This is a genomic window from Bradyrhizobium cenepequi (genome assembly GCF_020329485.1).
GTDB lineage: Bacteria > Pseudomonadota > Alphaproteobacteria > Rhizobiales > Xanthobacteraceae > Bradyrhizobium > Bradyrhizobium cenepequi.
This window is the reverse complement of the sequence record NZ_JAGKJI010000005.1, coordinates 165,241-181,575: the sequence shown is the minus strand read 5'-3', so window position 1 is coordinate 181,575 and position 16,335 is coordinate 165,241. Positions and strand designations below refer to the sequence as shown.

General features: G+C 64.3%; 15 protein-coding genes. 2 read left to right on the top strand and 13 right to left on the bottom strand.

The window, feature by feature from the left end; all coding sequences use genetic code 11:
* Positions 1–61: 61 nt before the first annotated feature.
* The 10 genes from J6497_RS09085 to J6497_RS41195 form a co-directional block, all read right to left on the bottom strand.
* Positions 62–1,189 (bottom strand): NHL repeat-containing protein, encoded by a 1,128-nt coding sequence (locus J6497_RS09085; protein WP_225703912.1) that lies wholly within the window; start codon positions 1,187–1,189, stop codon positions 62–64.
* Between the two features lie 124 nt (positions 1,190–1,313).
* The gene (locus J6497_RS09080) at positions 1,314–2,054 is read right to left on the bottom strand and encodes an SDR family NAD(P)-dependent oxidoreductase (protein ID WP_225703911.1); all 741 of its coding nucleotides are present in this window, start codon (positions 2,052–2,054) and stop codon (positions 1,314–1,316) included.
* 44 nt (positions 2,055–2,098) lie between these two features.
* Entirely contained in the window at positions 2,099–3,610 is a 1,512-nt protein-coding gene (gene purF / locus J6497_RS09075; RefSeq protein ID WP_225703983.1) for an amidophosphoribosyltransferase, read from the bottom strand.
* Between the two features lie 62 nt (positions 3,611–3,672).
* On the bottom strand, positions 3,673–4,302 hold the full coding sequence (locus tag J6497_RS09070; protein WP_225703910.1) for a CvpA family protein: 630 nt from the start codon (positions 4,300–4,302) through the stop codon (positions 3,673–3,675).
* A gap of 172 nt (positions 4,303–4,474) precedes the next feature.
* Positions 4,475–5,932, bottom strand: coding sequence for a DNA repair protein RadA (gene radA / locus J6497_RS09065; protein ID WP_225703909.1), 1,458 nt, complete (start codon positions 5,930–5,932; stop codon positions 4,475–4,477).
* A 92-nt stretch (positions 5,933–6,024) separates the two neighbouring features.
* Positions 6,025–6,750: a sulfite exporter TauE/SafE family protein gene (locus J6497_RS09060; protein ID WP_225703908.1), complete on the bottom strand. Its 726-nt coding sequence runs from the start codon at positions 6,748–6,750 to the stop codon at positions 6,025–6,027.
* 962 nt (positions 6,751–7,712) lie between these two features.
* Complete coding sequence (locus J6497_RS09055) at positions 7,713–8,483, bottom strand: exodeoxyribonuclease III (protein WP_225703907.1); 771 nt, start codon at positions 8,481–8,483, stop codon at positions 7,713–7,715.
* A 33-nt stretch (positions 8,484–8,516) separates the two neighbouring features.
* Entirely contained in the window at positions 8,517–9,746 is a 1,230-nt protein-coding gene (gene alr / locus J6497_RS09050) for an alanine racemase (protein WP_225703906.1), read from the bottom strand.
* A 42-nt stretch (positions 9,747–9,788) separates the two neighbouring features.
* The gene (locus J6497_RS09045; protein ID WP_225703905.1) at positions 9,789–11,288 is read right to left on the bottom strand and encodes a replicative DNA helicase; all 1,500 of its coding nucleotides are present in this window, start codon (positions 11,286–11,288) and stop codon (positions 9,789–9,791) included.
* Positions 11,289–11,558: 270 nt separating this feature from the next.
* On the bottom strand, positions 11,559–11,681 hold the full coding sequence (locus J6497_RS41195) for a hypothetical protein (protein ID WP_256378872.1): 123 nt from the start codon (positions 11,679–11,681) through the stop codon (positions 11,559–11,561).
* Positions 11,682–11,855: 174 nt separating this feature from the next.
* On the opposite strand from J6497_RS41195, the gene J6497_RS09040 reads away from it, so the two are divergent.
* Positions 11,856–12,005 (top strand): hypothetical protein, encoded by a 150-nt coding sequence (locus tag J6497_RS09040; RefSeq protein WP_225703904.1) that lies wholly within the window; start codon positions 11,856–11,858, stop codon positions 12,003–12,005.
* 2 nt (positions 12,006–12,007) lie between these two features.
* Here J6497_RS09040 and J6497_RS09035 read toward each other — a convergent pair whose 3' ends face one another.
* Complete coding sequence (locus tag J6497_RS09035; protein ID WP_225703903.1) at positions 12,008–13,258, bottom strand: cyclopropane fatty acid synthase; 1,251 nt, start codon at positions 13,256–13,258, stop codon at positions 12,008–12,010.
* A 254-nt stretch (positions 13,259–13,512) separates the two neighbouring features.
* Between J6497_RS09035 and J6497_RS09030 the strand changes: the two genes are divergently transcribed.
* Positions 13,513–14,439 carry a hypothetical protein gene (locus J6497_RS09030; RefSeq protein WP_225703902.1) on the top strand — a complete coding sequence of 309 codons (927 nt, stop codon included), beginning with the start codon at positions 13,513–13,515 and terminating at the stop codon, positions 14,437–14,439.
* A 166-nt stretch (positions 14,440–14,605) separates the two neighbouring features.
* Here J6497_RS09030 and rplI read toward each other — a convergent pair whose 3' ends face one another.
* Both rplI and J6497_RS09020 read right to left on the bottom strand, forming a co-directional pair.
* The gene (rplI, locus tag J6497_RS09025; protein WP_225703901.1) at positions 14,606–15,208 is read right to left on the bottom strand and encodes a 50S ribosomal protein L9; all 603 of its coding nucleotides are present in this window, start codon (positions 15,206–15,208) and stop codon (positions 14,606–14,608) included.
* A 41-nt stretch (positions 15,209–15,249) separates the two neighbouring features.
* The gene (locus J6497_RS09020) at positions 15,250–16,221 is read right to left on the bottom strand and encodes a DUF2232 domain-containing protein (protein ID WP_225703900.1); all 972 of its coding nucleotides are present in this window, start codon (positions 16,219–16,221) and stop codon (positions 15,250–15,252) included.
* Between the last annotated feature and the right edge of the window lie 114 nt (positions 16,222–16,335).

Sequence of the window (16,335 nt, the reverse complement as noted above, 5' to 3'; positions counted from 1 at the left end):
CGCGATCGATGGGACGATCTCAGGTTCCGCTTATCCTGTCTCGCGCCGTCCGGCAATGCGCTTATCGTAGCGCATCGGAGGTCAGTTTGAATTTCTGGATGCGCTTGGCGTTGTCGACCTCGGCAGTATAGACGTTCCCCTTGGCGTCGACGGCCATGGCGTGGACCCAGTGGAATTGCCCGGCATTGCGACCGCTGCGGCCGAAACTGCCGACCACGGTGCCATCGTCGCGCCTGATGACCCGGATCTCGTTGTTCTCGCCGTCGGCGCTCAAGAGATACATTTGTTTCGGATCGGGCCAGAGCGCGATATCCCACACCGCGCCGTTGCCGAGCGTATTCTTTTCAAAGACCCACTCCTTGACGAAAGTCCCATCCTTCTTGAACACTTGGATACGGTTGTTGATGCGGTCGCAGACATAGACCAGCCCGTCATTGGCGAGCTTCACGCAATGCACGGGATTGCCGAATTGTTGGGCGACCGGTGCCTTCGGATCATAGGGCGGCTGCTTGTCGTCGGTGGGCGGATGACCGTAGGCGCCCCAATGCCGCTTGTACGCGCCGGTGGTGGCATCGAACACGATCACGCGGCGGTTGCCGTAGCCGTCGGCGACGAAGATCTCGTTGGCCTCCTTGTCGATCGCGGTCTCCGCAGGCTTGCCGAGCTGGGTGGTATCACTACTGCCTTTGCTCGGCGCGATCTTGCCGATCTGGGAGACGAACTTGCCGTCGAGCGTGAATTTCAGGATCGCGTTGTCATTGTCGGCATTGCCGCCTACCCAGACGAAGCCGCGCTCGTCGACCTCGATGCCGTGCTCGCGGCCGACCCATTCATAGCCGTCGCCGGGCCCGCCCCAGGCGCGCAAGAGATTGCCGTCGGCGTCGAACTCGAGCACCGGCGGCGCCGGGACACAGCATTTCGAACGCGGCGGATTGAGCGTTGCGCCTTTCTCGTCATCGGTCAGCGAGCGCGGGCGCTGGATCACCCAGATGTGGCCCTGCCAGTCGACGGTGATGCCGCCGACCTGTCCGAGGATCCAATTGTTCGGCAGCGGCTTTGGCCAGGTCGCATCGACCGCGAAGGTCGGAATGTCGCCGGCATGCGACGGCGCCGACACGCAGAAGCAGGCGATACAGGTTGAGACGAATGCGAAAAGGGTGAAGCGCGCGCGATTGAGCCTCGGCGTCATGACTGCCTCCCGTGATTTTCTTGTTCGCGGTTTGCCCGCTCAGGTAGCAGTCAATCGCGGGGCGGGAAGGGTGTCAACTGTCAGCCGCTGTCATTGCTTCTCTTCGCTCGCAACGACGGAAGAACTACGCCGGCGGATGAAAGCTCATCAGCTTGCGCGTCGGGTAGTCGAAGAACCTGCCGGTCTCGTTCCACTCAGGCATGCACATCGGCACGATGAATTCCGCCGCCTGTTCCGGCGTGTCGAGATCCATCGGGTCCTCACCGGGAAACACGGCGGCACGCATGCGGGTGCGGATCGGGCCGGGGTTGAACAGGTTGACGCGCAGCTTGGTGCTCACCGTCTCGTTGGCCCAGACGCGCGCCAGCGTTTCCAGCGCGGCCTTCGACGCGGCGTACGGGCCGAGATAGGCGAGCGCCTTGTTGGCCGCGCCCGAGGTGATGAACACCGCGCGTCCCGCATCGGATACTTTGAGCAGCGGCTCCATGCAGCGGATGAGCTGGAAGTTGGCGGTCACGTTGATCGCCATCACATCGTTCCACGATTTCAGGTCGATATGGCCGAGCGGCGAGGAGGGCCCGGCGACGCCGGCATTGCCGACAAGGATGTCGAGCTTGCCGTGGCGCTCATGCAGCGCGGCGCCGAGGCGTGCGATGCCGTCGGAATCGGTCAGGCTGAGCGGCACCAGCGTGGCGCTGCCGCCGCTTTGCCGGATCTCGTCGTCGAGTTCCTCCAACCCGCCTTGGGTCCGCGCCACCGCAACGATGTGCGCGCCGGCCTTCGCCAGCGCGAGCGCGGTGGCATAGCCGATGCCGCGTGAGGCGCCGGTGACGAGGGCGATGCGGAAGGCGAGGGGCTTTGTCATTCGAGTAGTCTCTTACGTCGTCCCGGCCTTCGCCGGGACGACAACTAGCTCGCCTCCGCCAGCAGCGACAATTGCCGCGGCTGCGGCTCGGATTCGCTGTGGTCGGTGAGGTTCGTCGGATAGGTGCCCGTGAAACAGTGGTCGGCGAATTTCGGGTTGGCGGGATCGCGGCCGGCGGGATAGCCCATGGCGCGATACATGCCGTCGATCGATAGGAAGGCGAGCGAGTCCGCGCCGATGATCTCGCGCATCTCCTCCAGCGTGTGCGTCGCCGCGAGCAGGCCGCCGCGGTCGGGCAGGTCGATGCCGTAATAGTCGGGATAGAGGATCGGCGGGGAGGCAAGGCGGAAATGCACCTCGCGGGCGCCGGCGTCGCGCATCATGCGCACGATCTTCTTCGAGGTGGTGCCGCGCACCAGCGAGTCGTCGATCAGGATGATGCGCTTGCCTTCGATCGCGGCGCGGTTGGCCGAATGCTTCATGCGCACGCCAAGCTCGCGCACGCTCTGGGTCGGCTGGATGAAGGTGCGGCCGACATAGTGGTTGCGGATGATGCCGAGCTCGAACGGCACGCCGGAATACTGGCTGTAGCCGACTGCGGCAGGCACGCCGGAGTCCGGCACCGGCACCACGACGTCGATGTCCGGATGGCTCTCGCGGGCAAGCTGCGCACCGAACGCCTTGCGCACCTCATAGACCGAACGGCCGCCGACGATAGAGTCGGGCCGCGAGAAATAGATGTATTCGAAGATGCACGGCCGCGGCGGCTTCGGCGGGAACGGCTTGTGACTGTGGGCGCCGTTCTCGTCGAACACGATGATCTCGCCGGGTTCGATGTCGCGGACATATTTGGCGCCGATCATGTCGAGCGCGCAGGTCTCCGAGGTCAGGATCGGCCGGCCGTCGAGGTCGCCGAGCACCAAGGGGCGGATGCCGAGCGGATCGCGCGCGCCGACCAGCTTCTTGTTGGTCAGGGCGACCAGCGAATAGGCGCCTTCGATCGCGCGCAGCGCCTCGATGAAGCGGTCGATGAAATGGCTGCGCTTGGATTGCGCGACCAGATGCAGGATCACCTCGGTATCGGTGGTCGACTGCATCATGGCGCCGTTCTTCACGAGCTCGCGGCGCAGTGACAGCCCGTTGGTGAGGTTGCCGTTATGGCCGACCGCGAAGCCGCCGGCGTTGAGTTCGGCGAACAGCGGCTGCACGTTGCGCAGGATGGTGGCGCCGGTGGTGGAATAGCGTACATGGCCGACCGCGACTGTGCCGGGCAGGCGCTCGATCACTTCGCGGCGGGAGAAGGTGTCGCCGACCAGGCCGAGCCGGCGCTCGGAATGGAAGCGGCTGCCATCGAAGGTGACGATGCCGCAGGCTTCCTGGCCGCGATGCTGGAGGGCGTGCAATCCGAGCGCCGCGATGGCGGCGGCTTCGGGGTGGCCGAAAATGCCGAACACGCCGCACTCCTCGCGTAGCGTGTCGCCTTCGAGATCATCCTGCAATTCGATGGGCCCGGAAGCGGGATCAAGTTGCTCGGCGTGATCGGAAGGGGATTGCATCGCGTTCATCGCCTTTCTTTGTGGCCTGCGCTGGGTTTAGTCCAGCAAGCCTAAGTCAAGGTTTAACGGCCCGCAGGTTTTTCGATCAGCTTTTTCAGGCTGTCGCGGGCAGGTTTACTATAGCCATCGCTCGACGCCGGCGCGGCAGGTTCGGCGTCAGTCTGGTCGTCTTCCGGTTTGTTTTTCTTGAACCGCTTTAAGATGGTGTTCTCGGGGTCGTCAGGCAAGAGCGACATCAGCCAATCCCCGGTTCCTTGCAGCACCACGCGGGATTTTGCGCCCGTCACCCAGTCCGGCCGTTGCTTGTCAGGAACCAGCCAACTGAAGAACAGGAAGGCGACGACCACGATCAGGAGCCCGCGCGCCAGCCCGAACAGGAAGCCGAGCGTGCGGTCGAGCGCGCCGATGCGCGAATCCAGGATCATGTCGGAGATCCGCACCGTGATGATGGACACCACAATCAGGGTACCAATGAACGTGCCGGCGACCACTACGACGGCTGCGACCGTGTCGTTGTTGAAGTAAGTTTTGGCAGTCGGCAAAAGCTTCGAGAAAGCATAAAGCGTGACCAGCGCCGCCGCGCCCCAGGCCGCGATCGACAGGATCTCGCGCATGAAGCCGCGCACCATCGCAAGCAGGCCCGAGATCAGCATCACCGCGAGCAGGACGAGATCGAGGATCGTTATCGGCATCGGCTGGTCAGGTCCGCTCGTTCTTCTTAGGTCTGCAAGGCTCAGCTGCCGGCGAATCGGCGTTTCGGTTCCGTCCTAGCTGACGGGGTTATGGCAGCTCCGGCAAGGCCGGAAAGCACCTACCCCGCGCGGCGCGATGTATAGCGGCGAGGGCGATCAAGGTCACCCTGCTTTAGCCCTTCTCGCGACGGAATCGGGCCGGTGTGGCATTTTTCTCAACGGGTTCGGCGTCTCGCTGGGTCTGGTGATTGCCCCTCGGCGTGCCGCGGGCGGCGATCTCGGCCACCAGCGTGGTCAGTCCGCCGACGCTATTCAGGGCAAGGCCGGCATCGCTGACATCGCCACGGGCCGATTCGGGCAGCACGGCGCGGCCGAAGCCGAGTTTTGCCGCCTCTTTCAGCCGGGCCGAGGTCTGCGCCACCGGCCGGATGGCGCCGGACAGCGAAACTTCGCCGAAATAGACCGCATCCGTTGGCAGGGGAGCGTTGACGAGCGAGGATACCAGCGCGGCAGCCGCGGCAAGGTCGGCGGCGGGTTCCTGGATGCGCAGGCCGCCCGCGACGTTCAGGTAGACGTCGTGGCCGGAGAGTTTCACGCCGCAATGCGCCTCCAGCACCGCCAGCACCATTGAGAGCCGGCTCGGGTCCCAGCCAACGACCGCGCGCCGCGGCGTGCCGAGCGAGGTCGGCGCCACCAATGCCTGCAATTCCACCAGCACCGGGCGGGTGCCCTCGATCCCGGCAAAGACGGCGGTGCCGGGACTGCCGAGATCGCGTTCGGAAAGGAACAATTCGGAAGGGTTGGAGACCTCGCGCAGGCCCAGCCCCGTCATCTCGAACACCCCGATCTCGTCGGTCGGGCCGAAGCGGTTCTTGACCGCGCGCAGGATGCGGAACTGCTGCGAGCCTTCGCCCTCGAATGACAGCACCGCGTCGACCATGTGCTCGACCACGCGAGGGCCCGCGATCTGGCCGTCCTTGGTGACATGCCCGACCAGGATGATGGCCGCGCCGGTCTTCTTGGCGAAGCGAATCAGAGCCTGCGCCGAGGCGCGGACCTGGGTCACCGTGCCGGGCGCGGATTCGACCGTGTCGGTCCACATGGTCTGGATCGAGTCGATCACGATCAGGCGCGGCACGGTGCCTTCGGACAGCGTCGAGACGATATCCTCGACCGAGGTTTCGGAAGCGAGCTGCACCGGCGCATTCGCAAGCCCCAGCCGCTCGGCGCGCAGCCGCACCTGCGCCACCGCTTCCTCGCCTGATATGTAGACCGCGCGGTGCCCGGCACGCGCCAGCATGCTGGTCGCCTGCGTCAGCAGCGTCGACTTGCCGATGCCGGGATCGCCGCCCACCAGCAGCACCGACCCGCGCACGAAACCGCCGCCGGTGACGCGATCGAGCTCGACCATCCCGGAGGAGAGGCGGGGAGCGTCGTGGCTCTTGCCGGAGAGCGACTCCAGCGCAAACGTCCGTCCCTTGCGCTTGGAGCGGATCGACACCGGCACGTTGCCGGTCGAGTCCTCCTCCGCCAGCGTGTTCCACTCACTGCAGGACTCACACTTGCCCTGCCAGCGATTATACGCCGCGCCGCAATTCTGGCAGACAAAGGAGAGGGTGCTTTTGGCCATGCTGGTGGAGGGCGTGAGGTTCGAATCAATCTTCCCATAGCATGGAATGAAGCCCGACGATGCCGAGATCGCGGGGATGAGTGGGCGCCGATTTAGTGACTTGCCGCCGACCACAACAGCGATGCGCCGGCGAGAAGCATGATGCCGTCCATGATTACGCGGAAGACATCCGGTTCGAGCCGCAGCACGAAGCGCTTGGCGACGAAAGCTCCCGCCATCAGCGACGAGCCGGCGATCAGGCCTTTCAGGGCGACGTCCGCAGTGAGTGCGCCGAAACGTTCGAACGTCACCGACTTGCTCAAATAAAGGCCGAGCGAGCTTGCGGCCTCGGTGGCAAGAAATGCGCCCCTGGTGAGGCCATAGAACAGGAAGAGCGGCACGCTCAAAGGCCCGGTCGAGACCACGATGCCCGTGAGATAGCCGATGATGGCGCCGCCCAGCGCGAGATGCCACAACTGCGCTTTCAGTTGATGCCGCGCCAGCCAGTGCCGCACCGGCACCATCGCGATCAGGAACAGGCCGATCGCGATATCGACCGCGCGAGAGGGCAGCGCCAGCAGCGTGCGCGCACCAAGCGCCGCGGCCGGGATGCCGGTGATGGAGTAGGCGGCGCAGGCCCGCCAATCAACGTCGCGCCACCAGGCAAGGATGCGCGAAAGATTCGCCATCACCGCGGCGACCGCCATGATCGGCACCGCTTGCTTCGGCCCGAACTCATAGATCAGCACCGGCATCAGCATGATCGACGATCCCGTGCCGACGATGCCCGAAAGGGTGCCGGCGATCAGACCGACGATGAGGACGAAGAGGTAGCCCACGAGATAGTGTCCGCGACTCGTTCAGGGGGAAGACAGCCTAGCAACTTTCGGGATGTCGCGTCCTGAACACTCTCCGTCATTCCGGGGCGCGCGAAGCGCGAGCTATGATGTGCAATTGCACATCAGAGAATCCATCGGGCCTCAGGCGCAGGTGGCGAAATGGATTCCGGGCTCATCGCTTCGCGATGCCCCGGAATGACGGAGGAAAATTCATCAGCGATTCCAACGTGATTTGCCCCGTCCACCCTTCACGCGAAAAACATTCCGCTTCCGTCGTCGGGCAAATCACCGCTATGACTCCGCGCGTCTCACCCGAATGAGGGGCGGCTCGCGATCGTCACGAACGTTGCGGTGGGATGCGGTGGACGCGGGTGTTGCGACTGACGAGCGTGACTATCCGTGGACGGCGAAGTCGTGTGGTTCTGGCGCCCCGACGCTGGCGCTAAGTTCTGTGGATCAAGTGTCCGCAGAGTGACGGTGGCAAGAAAGCCCGGTCACCGGGAAGAGCACGAAGTAAGCCGTAAACCACTGCGCAGGGAAAGCCGGTGTTGCTCCGGTTGACCTGTGGTCCTACCCCCGTGCTTTTTGTCGCACGGGGCCCACGGGTGCAACCGGCACCCGGCTTTCCCTGCGCCCTCTACTCGATGAGAGGGTGAAACGAGACGCAAAACTCGGGCACTTCATGCCGCGAGAATATAGACTCACATCCCCTCCGCTGTTTGACAGTTGAATCAGAACCAACCCCGTCGTCCTGGCGAAGGCCAGGACCCATAACCACAGGGAGTCGTTGTGGTCCAAGCAAGCGGTTGCAGCGGAGCACATCACGAAGGCCTGCGGTTATGGGTCCCGTCTTTCGACGGGACGACAATCGTAGGATGGGTAGAGCGCAGCGAAACCCATCATTCGTGCGGCTTGCTTCATCGCGATGGGTTTCGCTGCGCTCTACCCATCCTACGGCATAATCACCGCAGCACGATCCACGCCGGAGCATGGTCGCTCGCGCCTTCTTCACCTCGGATATCGCGGTCGACGCCGGCCTTCGTCAGGCGCGGTGCGAGTGTGGGGCTGAGCAGCAGATGATCGAGTCTCAGCCCCGCATCGCGCGGCCAGCGGTTGCGCTTGTAGTCCCAGAAGGTGAACATCGGCTTTGCCGGATGCAGCGTGCGGATCGCGTCGCACCAGCCCTGGTCGACGAGCGCCTTATACGCCGCGCGGCTCTTCGGCTGGATTAATGCATCCTTGTCCCAGGACCGCGTCGGATAGATGTCGAGCTCCGTCGGCGCGACGTTGTAGTCGCCGGCGAGCACGACCGGAATATCTTCTTTGAGGAACTTCGCGGCGTGCGCGCGCAGCCGCCTGAACCAAGCGAGCTTGTAGTCGAATTTTGGTCCCGGTTGCGGATTGCCGTTCGGCAAATAGAGGCTGGTGACGATGATGCCCTTGACCGCGGCCTCGATATAGCGCGCCTCGTTGTCCGTGCGGTCGCCGGGCAGGGCGGTGCGGATCAACACCGGCTCGGCTTGTCGCGAAAGGATCGCAACGCCGTTCCAAGTCTTCTGCCCGCGCCAAACCGCGCCATAGCCGGCCTCCTCGATTGCGCGAAACGGAAACTCGGTATCGGCCGCCCTCAGTTCCTGCAGGCTGACGACATCAGGCTTTGCCGCGCGCAGCCAGCGCAGCAGGTTCGGCAGACGGCGGTTGATATTGTTGATGTTGAAGGTCGCGATCTTCATGCGTCGAGGCGACCGCGATCCGTGCCGGCCCGATCAGGTGGGCGCATTGCCGGAATCGGCAGGCGGCGCCGCCTCCTCCGTGGGATTGCCGCCCGTGTAGATGCGCGCATAACGCGGACCGAGGCTGGTCAGCACCTCGTAGCCGATGGTGCCGAAATGATGCGCGAGTTCGTCGACCGTGATGCCTTCGCCGATCAGGGTGACCATGTGGCCGCGCCGCACGGCATTCTTGTCGAGTTCGGTGACGTCGACGGCAATCAGGTCCATGGAAATGCGGCCGGCGATCGGACAGCGCTTGCCAGCGACCACCACCTCGGCGCCGCGCGTGCCGTCGTTCGAGCCTGCCGCACGGAAATAGCCGTCGGCATAGCCGACCGAGATGACCGCCAATCGCGTCGGCCGCCGCGCGGTCCAGGTGCCGCCATAGCCGACGGTCTCGCCGCGATCGATGTTGCGGATCTGCACGATGCGGGCCTTGAGATCGACCACCGGCCGCATGGGGTTGTCGGCCTCGGGCGTCGGGTTGACGCCGTAAAGTGCAGCTCCCGGCCGTGCCAGATCGAACTGGAATTGGGGGCCAAGGAAAATGCCGGAGGAGTTCGCAAGCGATGCCGGCACGCCGGTGAACAGGCTCGCAATCTCGCGGAAGGTCGTGAGCTGCCTGGCGTTGATCGGATTGTGGAGCTGCTCGGCTGCGACGAGGTGGCTCATCACCAGCGTGATGCCGTGATCGCCGGCATTGATGCGCGGGATAATGCCCTGCGCTTCGTTGATCGTAAGCCCGAGCCGGTTCATGCCGGTGTCGATGTGGACAGCGGCACCGCCCGACCAGCCGGAGCGGCGGCAGAACACGTCCCATTCGGCGAGTTCGTTGAGGTCACCGATCACGGGCTGGCAGTCGATCTTGGCGTAGCTGTCGCCGGTGTTCTGGAAGAAGCCGCCGAGCGCATAGATGGTGGCAGACGGCGCCGCCTCGCGGACGGCGCGCGCCTCTTCGACATTGGCGACGAAGAAGGTCTTGCAGCCGGCGCCGGCCAATGCCCGCGAAACCTGTGCCGCGCCGCAACCATAGCCGTCCGCCTTCACGACGGCGCCGCATTCGGCCGGAACCGCGGTCTTCTCGAGCTTGCGCCAGTTGGCGATGATGGCGTCGAGATCAACGGTCAGGACACCAGTGGCAGTCGGCGGCACCGCGAGCTGGTTTGCGTCGGGCGTAAGTGGCGAGCTCAGCGGGATCGATTTCGGATCGGAGGCGACGTTCATGAAGCCGTTTTACGCGGGCGGCCGCATCGGTTCAACCGCGCATCAATAGGACCGGTCCGGCAATTGACCGTCATGGGCGAGATCGCCGAACCGCGTCACGCTGGCTTCGAAGTGCAGTTCGACCGTGCCGGTCGGGCCGTGGCGCTGCTTGCCGATGATGACTTCGGCCTTGCCGTGGGCGAGGTCCATGTCAAGCTGCCACTTCTCGTATTCCGGCGTGCCGGCGCGCGGTTCCTTGTTCGCGAGGTAGTATTCCTCGCGGTACACGAACAGCACCACGTCGGCGTCCTGCTCGATCGAGCCGGATTCACGCAGGTCAGAAAGCTGCGGACGCTTGTCGTCGCGGTTTTCCACCTGGCGCGACAGCTGCGACAACGCGATCACCGGAACGTTCAATTCCTTGGCCAGCGCCTTCAGGCTGGTCGTGATCTCCGTGATTTCCTGGACGCGGTTGTCGGTGCCGCGTTTGCCCGATCCCTGCAAGAGCTGGATGTAGTCGATGACGATGAGGTCGAGACCCTTCTGCCGCTTCAGCCGCCGCGCCCGTGCGGTGAGCTGCGAGATCGACAGGCCGCCGGTCTCGTCGACATAGAAGGGCAGGGACTGCAGTTCGATCGAGCACTCGCGGATCTTCTCGAAATCCATCTCGGTGATGCCGCCGCGGCGGATGTGGCTCGAAGGAATGCCGGTGCGCTCGGCGAGAATACGGGTGGCGAGCTGCTCGCCCGACATTTCGCAGGAGAAGAAGCCGACTGCGCCGCCGTGGACCGCCTTGATGGTGCCGTCGGCCTGCACCTCGCCCTCATAGGCCTTGGCGATGTTGTAGGCGATGTTGGTCGCGAGCGAGGTCTTGCCCATGCCGGGGCGGCCGGCGACGATGATGAGGTCCGACGACTGCAGGCCGCCCATCTTGGCGTCGAGGTCGCGCAGGCCGGTGGATATGCCCGACAGTTTGCCGTCGCGCTGGAACGCTTTCGCGGCCATGTCGACCGCCACCGTCAGCGCCTGGGCGAAGCGCTGAAAGCCGCCGTCATAGCGGCCGGTTTCCGCAAGTTCGTAAAGCTGCCGCTCGGCGTCCTCGATCTGGGCGCGCGGCGCGAAATCCACCGGTGCGTCGAAGGCGACGTTGACCATGTCCTCGCCGATCCGGATCAGGTCGCGCCGCAGCGACAGATCATAGACGGTCCGGCCATAATCCTGGGCATTGATGATCGTGGTCGCTTCGGCCGCGAGGCGGGCGAGGTATTGGGCGACCGTCATGCCGCCAATGTCGGTCTCCGCCGGCAGGAAGGTCTTCAGGGTCACGGGGGTGGCGACCTTGCCCATGCGGATCAGGCTACCGGCGGTCTCATAGATCGTCTGGTGCAGCGGCTCGAAGAAGTGCTTCGGCTCGAGGAAATCCGAGACGCGGTAAAAGGCGTCGTTGTTGACCAGGACGGCGCCCAACAGGCCCTGTTCCGCTTCGATATTGTGCGGTGCGCTGCGATAGGCCGGGTTTCCCGGCTCGGGCGCGAGCTTGAGGACGTTCGAATCAGTTGCCATGGACGGGATTATGCTTCGGATTTCGCCGCTATTGGGATTCCCCGATCAGGGGCGGCGATAAAGCGCCACCGCTGCCGGAAGCGGAAGTGCCCATGCGCCTTATTCACGATTCACACAAGCGAAGTGTGAATCACGCAGTAAGGCGGCATGACGCTTGACGGATTTCAGGATCGGGCGGCGAGTCGTGAGGAAAGTTTTTGGGCAGGCTGAACCTAATTCTCCCTGGACGGACCAACGTCCAAGGGAACGGCGCGTGTTCGGCCCGCTATCTCAGGTGAGGATGAGATAGGCGAACGCAACCAAAGCGGCGACGATGCCCACTGCGATCAGGGCGTAGTCCGTTTTCAGGTCGCGCGGCGGATCGAACAAGGATCTGTAGGTCTCGTGGGACATGGCGGTGATCTACGCCCAAACCGCCCCTCCACCTTGTGAACCAGATCACATGGGAATGATTTTTATTGCGGCAGGGTAGGCGGGAACGGACCAAAGGGTTTCGGGTTAGTTAAAGCGATGAGCCAGCGGTTTCATATCCGACAATCGGAACAGGGCGACCGGCGGTGGCTGTCGATGCTGATCGACGCCATGGAAGAGACATCGCGCCCGGAAATCCGCAATGTTCCCTGCGACAAGCATGTGCTCGCCGCCGTCGAGGCGCAGCTCGCGCGTCCGGCCGTACTCTCTCCCTGTTACGGCTCGGTCTTCAGCTTCCGCAATTGAACTTATTCGCCAGCCAGTTGCAGCCGCGGCCGCGCGCGCTGCTCGAGTCCGCGCAACCTGGCCTCTTCCTGGCCGATATAGTCGCGCGTGATCGGCACGACGCCCTGCCGCTTGGTGAGCTGGAGCTGGAAGTTCATCATGTTCTGCTTGCGGAACGACATTTCGGACGCCGCCAGGTAGAACTCCCACATCCGCGCAAACCGCTCGTCATAAAGGCGGACGGCTTCTTCGCGCCGCGCCATAAAGCGCTCGCGCCAGGCCTTCAAGGTCTCCGCGTAGTGCAGGCGGAGGATCTCCATGTCGCAGACCAGGAGCCCGGCCTTCTCGATCGCGGGCATGACTTCGGAGAGCGCCGGGATATAGCCGCCGGGGAAGATGTACTTCTCGATCCAGGGGCTCGTCACGTCAGGCCCCGTGGACCGGCCGATCGAGTGCAGCACCATTACGCCGTCGTCGGTCAGCAGTTCGGCGCAGCGGCGGAAATAGGTTTCGTAGAAGTCGACGCCCACATGTTCGAACATGCCGACCGAGACGATGCGGTCAAACGGGCCGGGGATGTCGCGATAGTCCTGGAGCAGGAAGCGCGCCGACTGCGACAGGTTCTTCTCCGCTGCCCGCGCGTTCGAGACCTGGAGCTGCTCGGTGGAGAGCGTGACGCCGGTGACGTCGGCGCCCGTCATTTCGGCGAGGTAGAGGCCAAGCCCGCCCCAGCCGGAACCGATATCAAGCACGCGCTGGCCCGGCCGCACCACGAGCTTGGCGGCAAGATGGCGCTTCTTGGCGAGCTGGGCGTCATCCAGCGTCGCATCCGGCGTCTCGAAATAGGCGCAGCTATATTGCTTGTCGGCGTCGAGGAAGAGGGAATAGAGCCGGCCGTCGAGGTCATAGTGGTGAGCGACGTTGCGCCGCGACCGGCCGCGCAGATTGAATTGCCAAAGGTGCCTTCCGAGGTAGCGCAGGAACCATTGCGGCTTGGCCCAGCGCGGCAGCATGTCCGGCTGATCCATCAGGATCGCAAGCGCATCCGCAATCGAGCCATTCTCGACGACGAAGCTGCCATCCATGTAGGCTTCGCCGAGACTGAGTTCGGGATCGAGCAACACACGTCGCTCCGCAGCTGCGGTCATGAACCGCACCGAGACCGGCTGCGTGGCGCGGTCGCCGCAGGTTATCTTCGCTCCGCTTGCGGTCGTGACCGTAAGCGCGCCACGGCGAATGAACTGCCCCAAGAAATAACGCAACAAACGGTCCATCGAACCACCATAGCGACCGGCCGTTACCCCTGACGCGCAGTGGAACAAATGGTTCCAATGTGAGTCAACATCACGATAGGTGTGATCGGGGGGAAGCGCTATTGCGTTGTAGTCAAAGCGGATATTCCCGAATGTGACAATTGCGTGGATGCGTCACAACTGTGCTTCCATTCGCCCGATAATCGGCTAAAAGAAGCCCGCCGCGACCGGGTCGAGCAGGGCCGGAGGCGCTTCCAGGATCAGGAGAATGGGGGATGTCGGGCCGAGCGCTCATTTTCGCGACGGTGATTGTTCTTGTCGCCGGCGTTGCGGCCAACTCGGCGCACGCCCAGCCGACCAACCTTGAGGCAGGCAAAAGTCCCTCGCAGATCTTTGCCGGTACCTGCAGCGCCTGCCACAAGTCCGCGCGCGGCCTGCTCAAGAGCGTCAGCGCTTCGGGGCTGCCGGGGTTCCTCCGTCAGCACTACACCACCAGCAGCGATATGGCCTCGCTGCTTGCGTCCTACCTCGTTTCCAACGGCGCCTCCGATACGCGACATCAGGGCCGGCAGGATCAGGCCAAGCACGGCAAGGATGCGAAGCACCAGGAAGCCGCGCGCCCGGCCAATCCTCCGGAACCGGAGCGGCCCAGCCGCAGATTCTTGTTCCCGTGGAGTACGCCTGAGCCTGCACCCGATGCGCAGCAGGCCGCCAAGCCCGACGCCGACGGCCTCAACCCACAAGGCGAGGGCAGGCGGCACAAGCGCAATTCCAAGCGGTCACCGCGGCCGAGCGAGGCGGCTCCTGACGCGGCCGACCTGGAGCAGGCCACCGAGCCTAAGCCGGGTGCAAAGCAGAAGCTGGGCAAGCGGGGTAAGCCCAGCGAGGAAATCAAGCCTGAGCCTGCTAAGCAATCCGAGCCGGCCACGGACGCGACGCCGAAAGACGATGCCGCCAAGATCGACGCTGGCAAGGTCGACGGCAGCAAGGGCGACGTCGACAAGCCATCCGAAAGCGCCAAGCCTGCTTCGGAGAGCAAGCCGGATACGGCCAGGGTGGATGCGCCGAAGGAGAACGGCGGCGGCGAGCTGACGCCTGCTCCGCCGACCACGCCCGCGTCGCCTGCTGCAGCTCCGAGCGCGCCTGAGCCGTCGGGAAACCCGTCCGCTGCTGCTCCGGCGCCGCCTGCAACTCAGCAGTGACGGCGTCCACGTCGCCTTCCAGGTCGGCTGCGCCGACCAGCTCGCCGAAACCTCCGACCTCGCGATAAAAACGCAGTTCCGCGGCAGACCTGTTCAAGGGCGGCAGCCCCGATCCGAAAGCCCGGCCTGATCGAGGCCGGGCTTTTGTCTTGCCGTAAATAGAGGCTTATTTCTCCTCGGCAGCCGGTGCCGGCTCCGCCGGCTCCTCGTGCTGCGCTTCCGGATCGAAGAACTCGCCGGCGGCGGCAAGGGCCTCGGCTGCGGCGTCCTGGTCTTCCTGGCGGGTCGAGATGTCTTCGCCGCGCTTGATGCGCTCGGCCTCGTCAGCGCTTCGCGCGATGATGATGGTGACGCTGGTCTCGACCTCGGGGTGGACGGCGATCGTCACCTTCTGCTGGCCGATGACTTTGATCGGCGAGTCCAGCCAGACTTGCGGCCGGCTGACAATAATGCCGTCGGTCGCCAGCGCGGCGACGATGTCGCGCACCGAGACCGAGCCGAACAGCTGACCGCTTTCGGAGGCCTGGCGAATGATCACGATCTCGCGGCCGTCGATCTTCTCGGCAACCTTGCCGGCTTCGGACTTAGCCTTGATGTTGTTTGCCTCGAGGTCGGCCTTCATGCCCTCGAACTTGGCGCGGTTATCGGCGGTGGCCCGCAGCGCCTTGCCGCGCTTCAAGAGGAAATTACGCGCAAAGCCGTCGCGCACCTTCACGACCTCGCCCATCTGACCGAGCTTGGCGACACGTTCCAAAAGAATGACTTCCATATTGATTCTCCTTCAATCTTGGTTTGGGTGATCGGTTGAGTTCAGGATGCAGGGAGCGGTGGCGGCCTGCTCCGCAGATAGCGTTGGCGCAATCCGAACAGCGCATCCGCTATCCCGAGCATCACCATCGCCACCACAGGCCAGGTGAAGATCACGACCACGACATAGGCGCAGCTCAGCCAGAATGCGCGGCTATTGAGCGATTGCGTTACCGTGTGCAGGACGGCAAAACCGGTGAGCGCATAAGCCACCATGAGGGCGGTGGTTATGACCTGTGCGAGGATGGCCAATAGTCCGCTGGTGAAGCAGAGGGCGATGGCGACGCACGAGGCCACCAGTGTCATCGCCGGCAGCGCCGTGGCCCGCAGGTCGGGCCATGGACGTCGCAGGCGGCCCGAGGTCGCCGTGATCAGGGCAGCCAGCCAGAGATTGATCGTCAGCGATATCATCGTGACGATGACCGCGGCGAGCGGCGCGACCGCCACCATTGCGTCGACCACGCGTTCCATATCGCCGTTCGCCGTCACCGTCCGCGAGTCCAGAACCCGCATCAAGCCGCGTTTCATGGCGGCCGCGATGCCGGCGGCGTCGGTGCCCAGCGTGAGCAGGGCCGCCATCGTGGTGAGCACGGCAAAGCCCGCGATCCACAGCAGGTTGCGGCCGACTGGATACCATTCGAGTTTGGCGGACGACGGCGCAGGTCCGCTATCCGGGTTCGGGTCGGCAATCGGGCGTCCCAACAGCGCGAGGTGCCCGAGCCACCAGGCCGGCAGCGCAACCATGATGACGAAGGTGATGCAATAGGGCAGGCCGAAGATCGCGCCGAGCCCCAGCGCGGCCGCAATCCCGCCAACGCTTGCGGTGAGGGGACCCCAGCCGAGCCCGGCCATCATCAATGGCAGCGGCGCCAGCCAAAACAGCAATAGCGAGATCAGCGCGCCCGAAACCAGCGAGGCGAACATCAACGCCGACGTGCAGCCGGCAGCGATAGCAATCAACAACGTCGCGATCATCAGCTGTCCCGCTCCTTTCGAGCGGTTAGGGGTTCTGCTCGAGAACCCCAACCATCGGCGACCGGACGACCCGGAAGCCTTATGAGTAAATGGTCCGCAGCGCGCGAGGTGCTG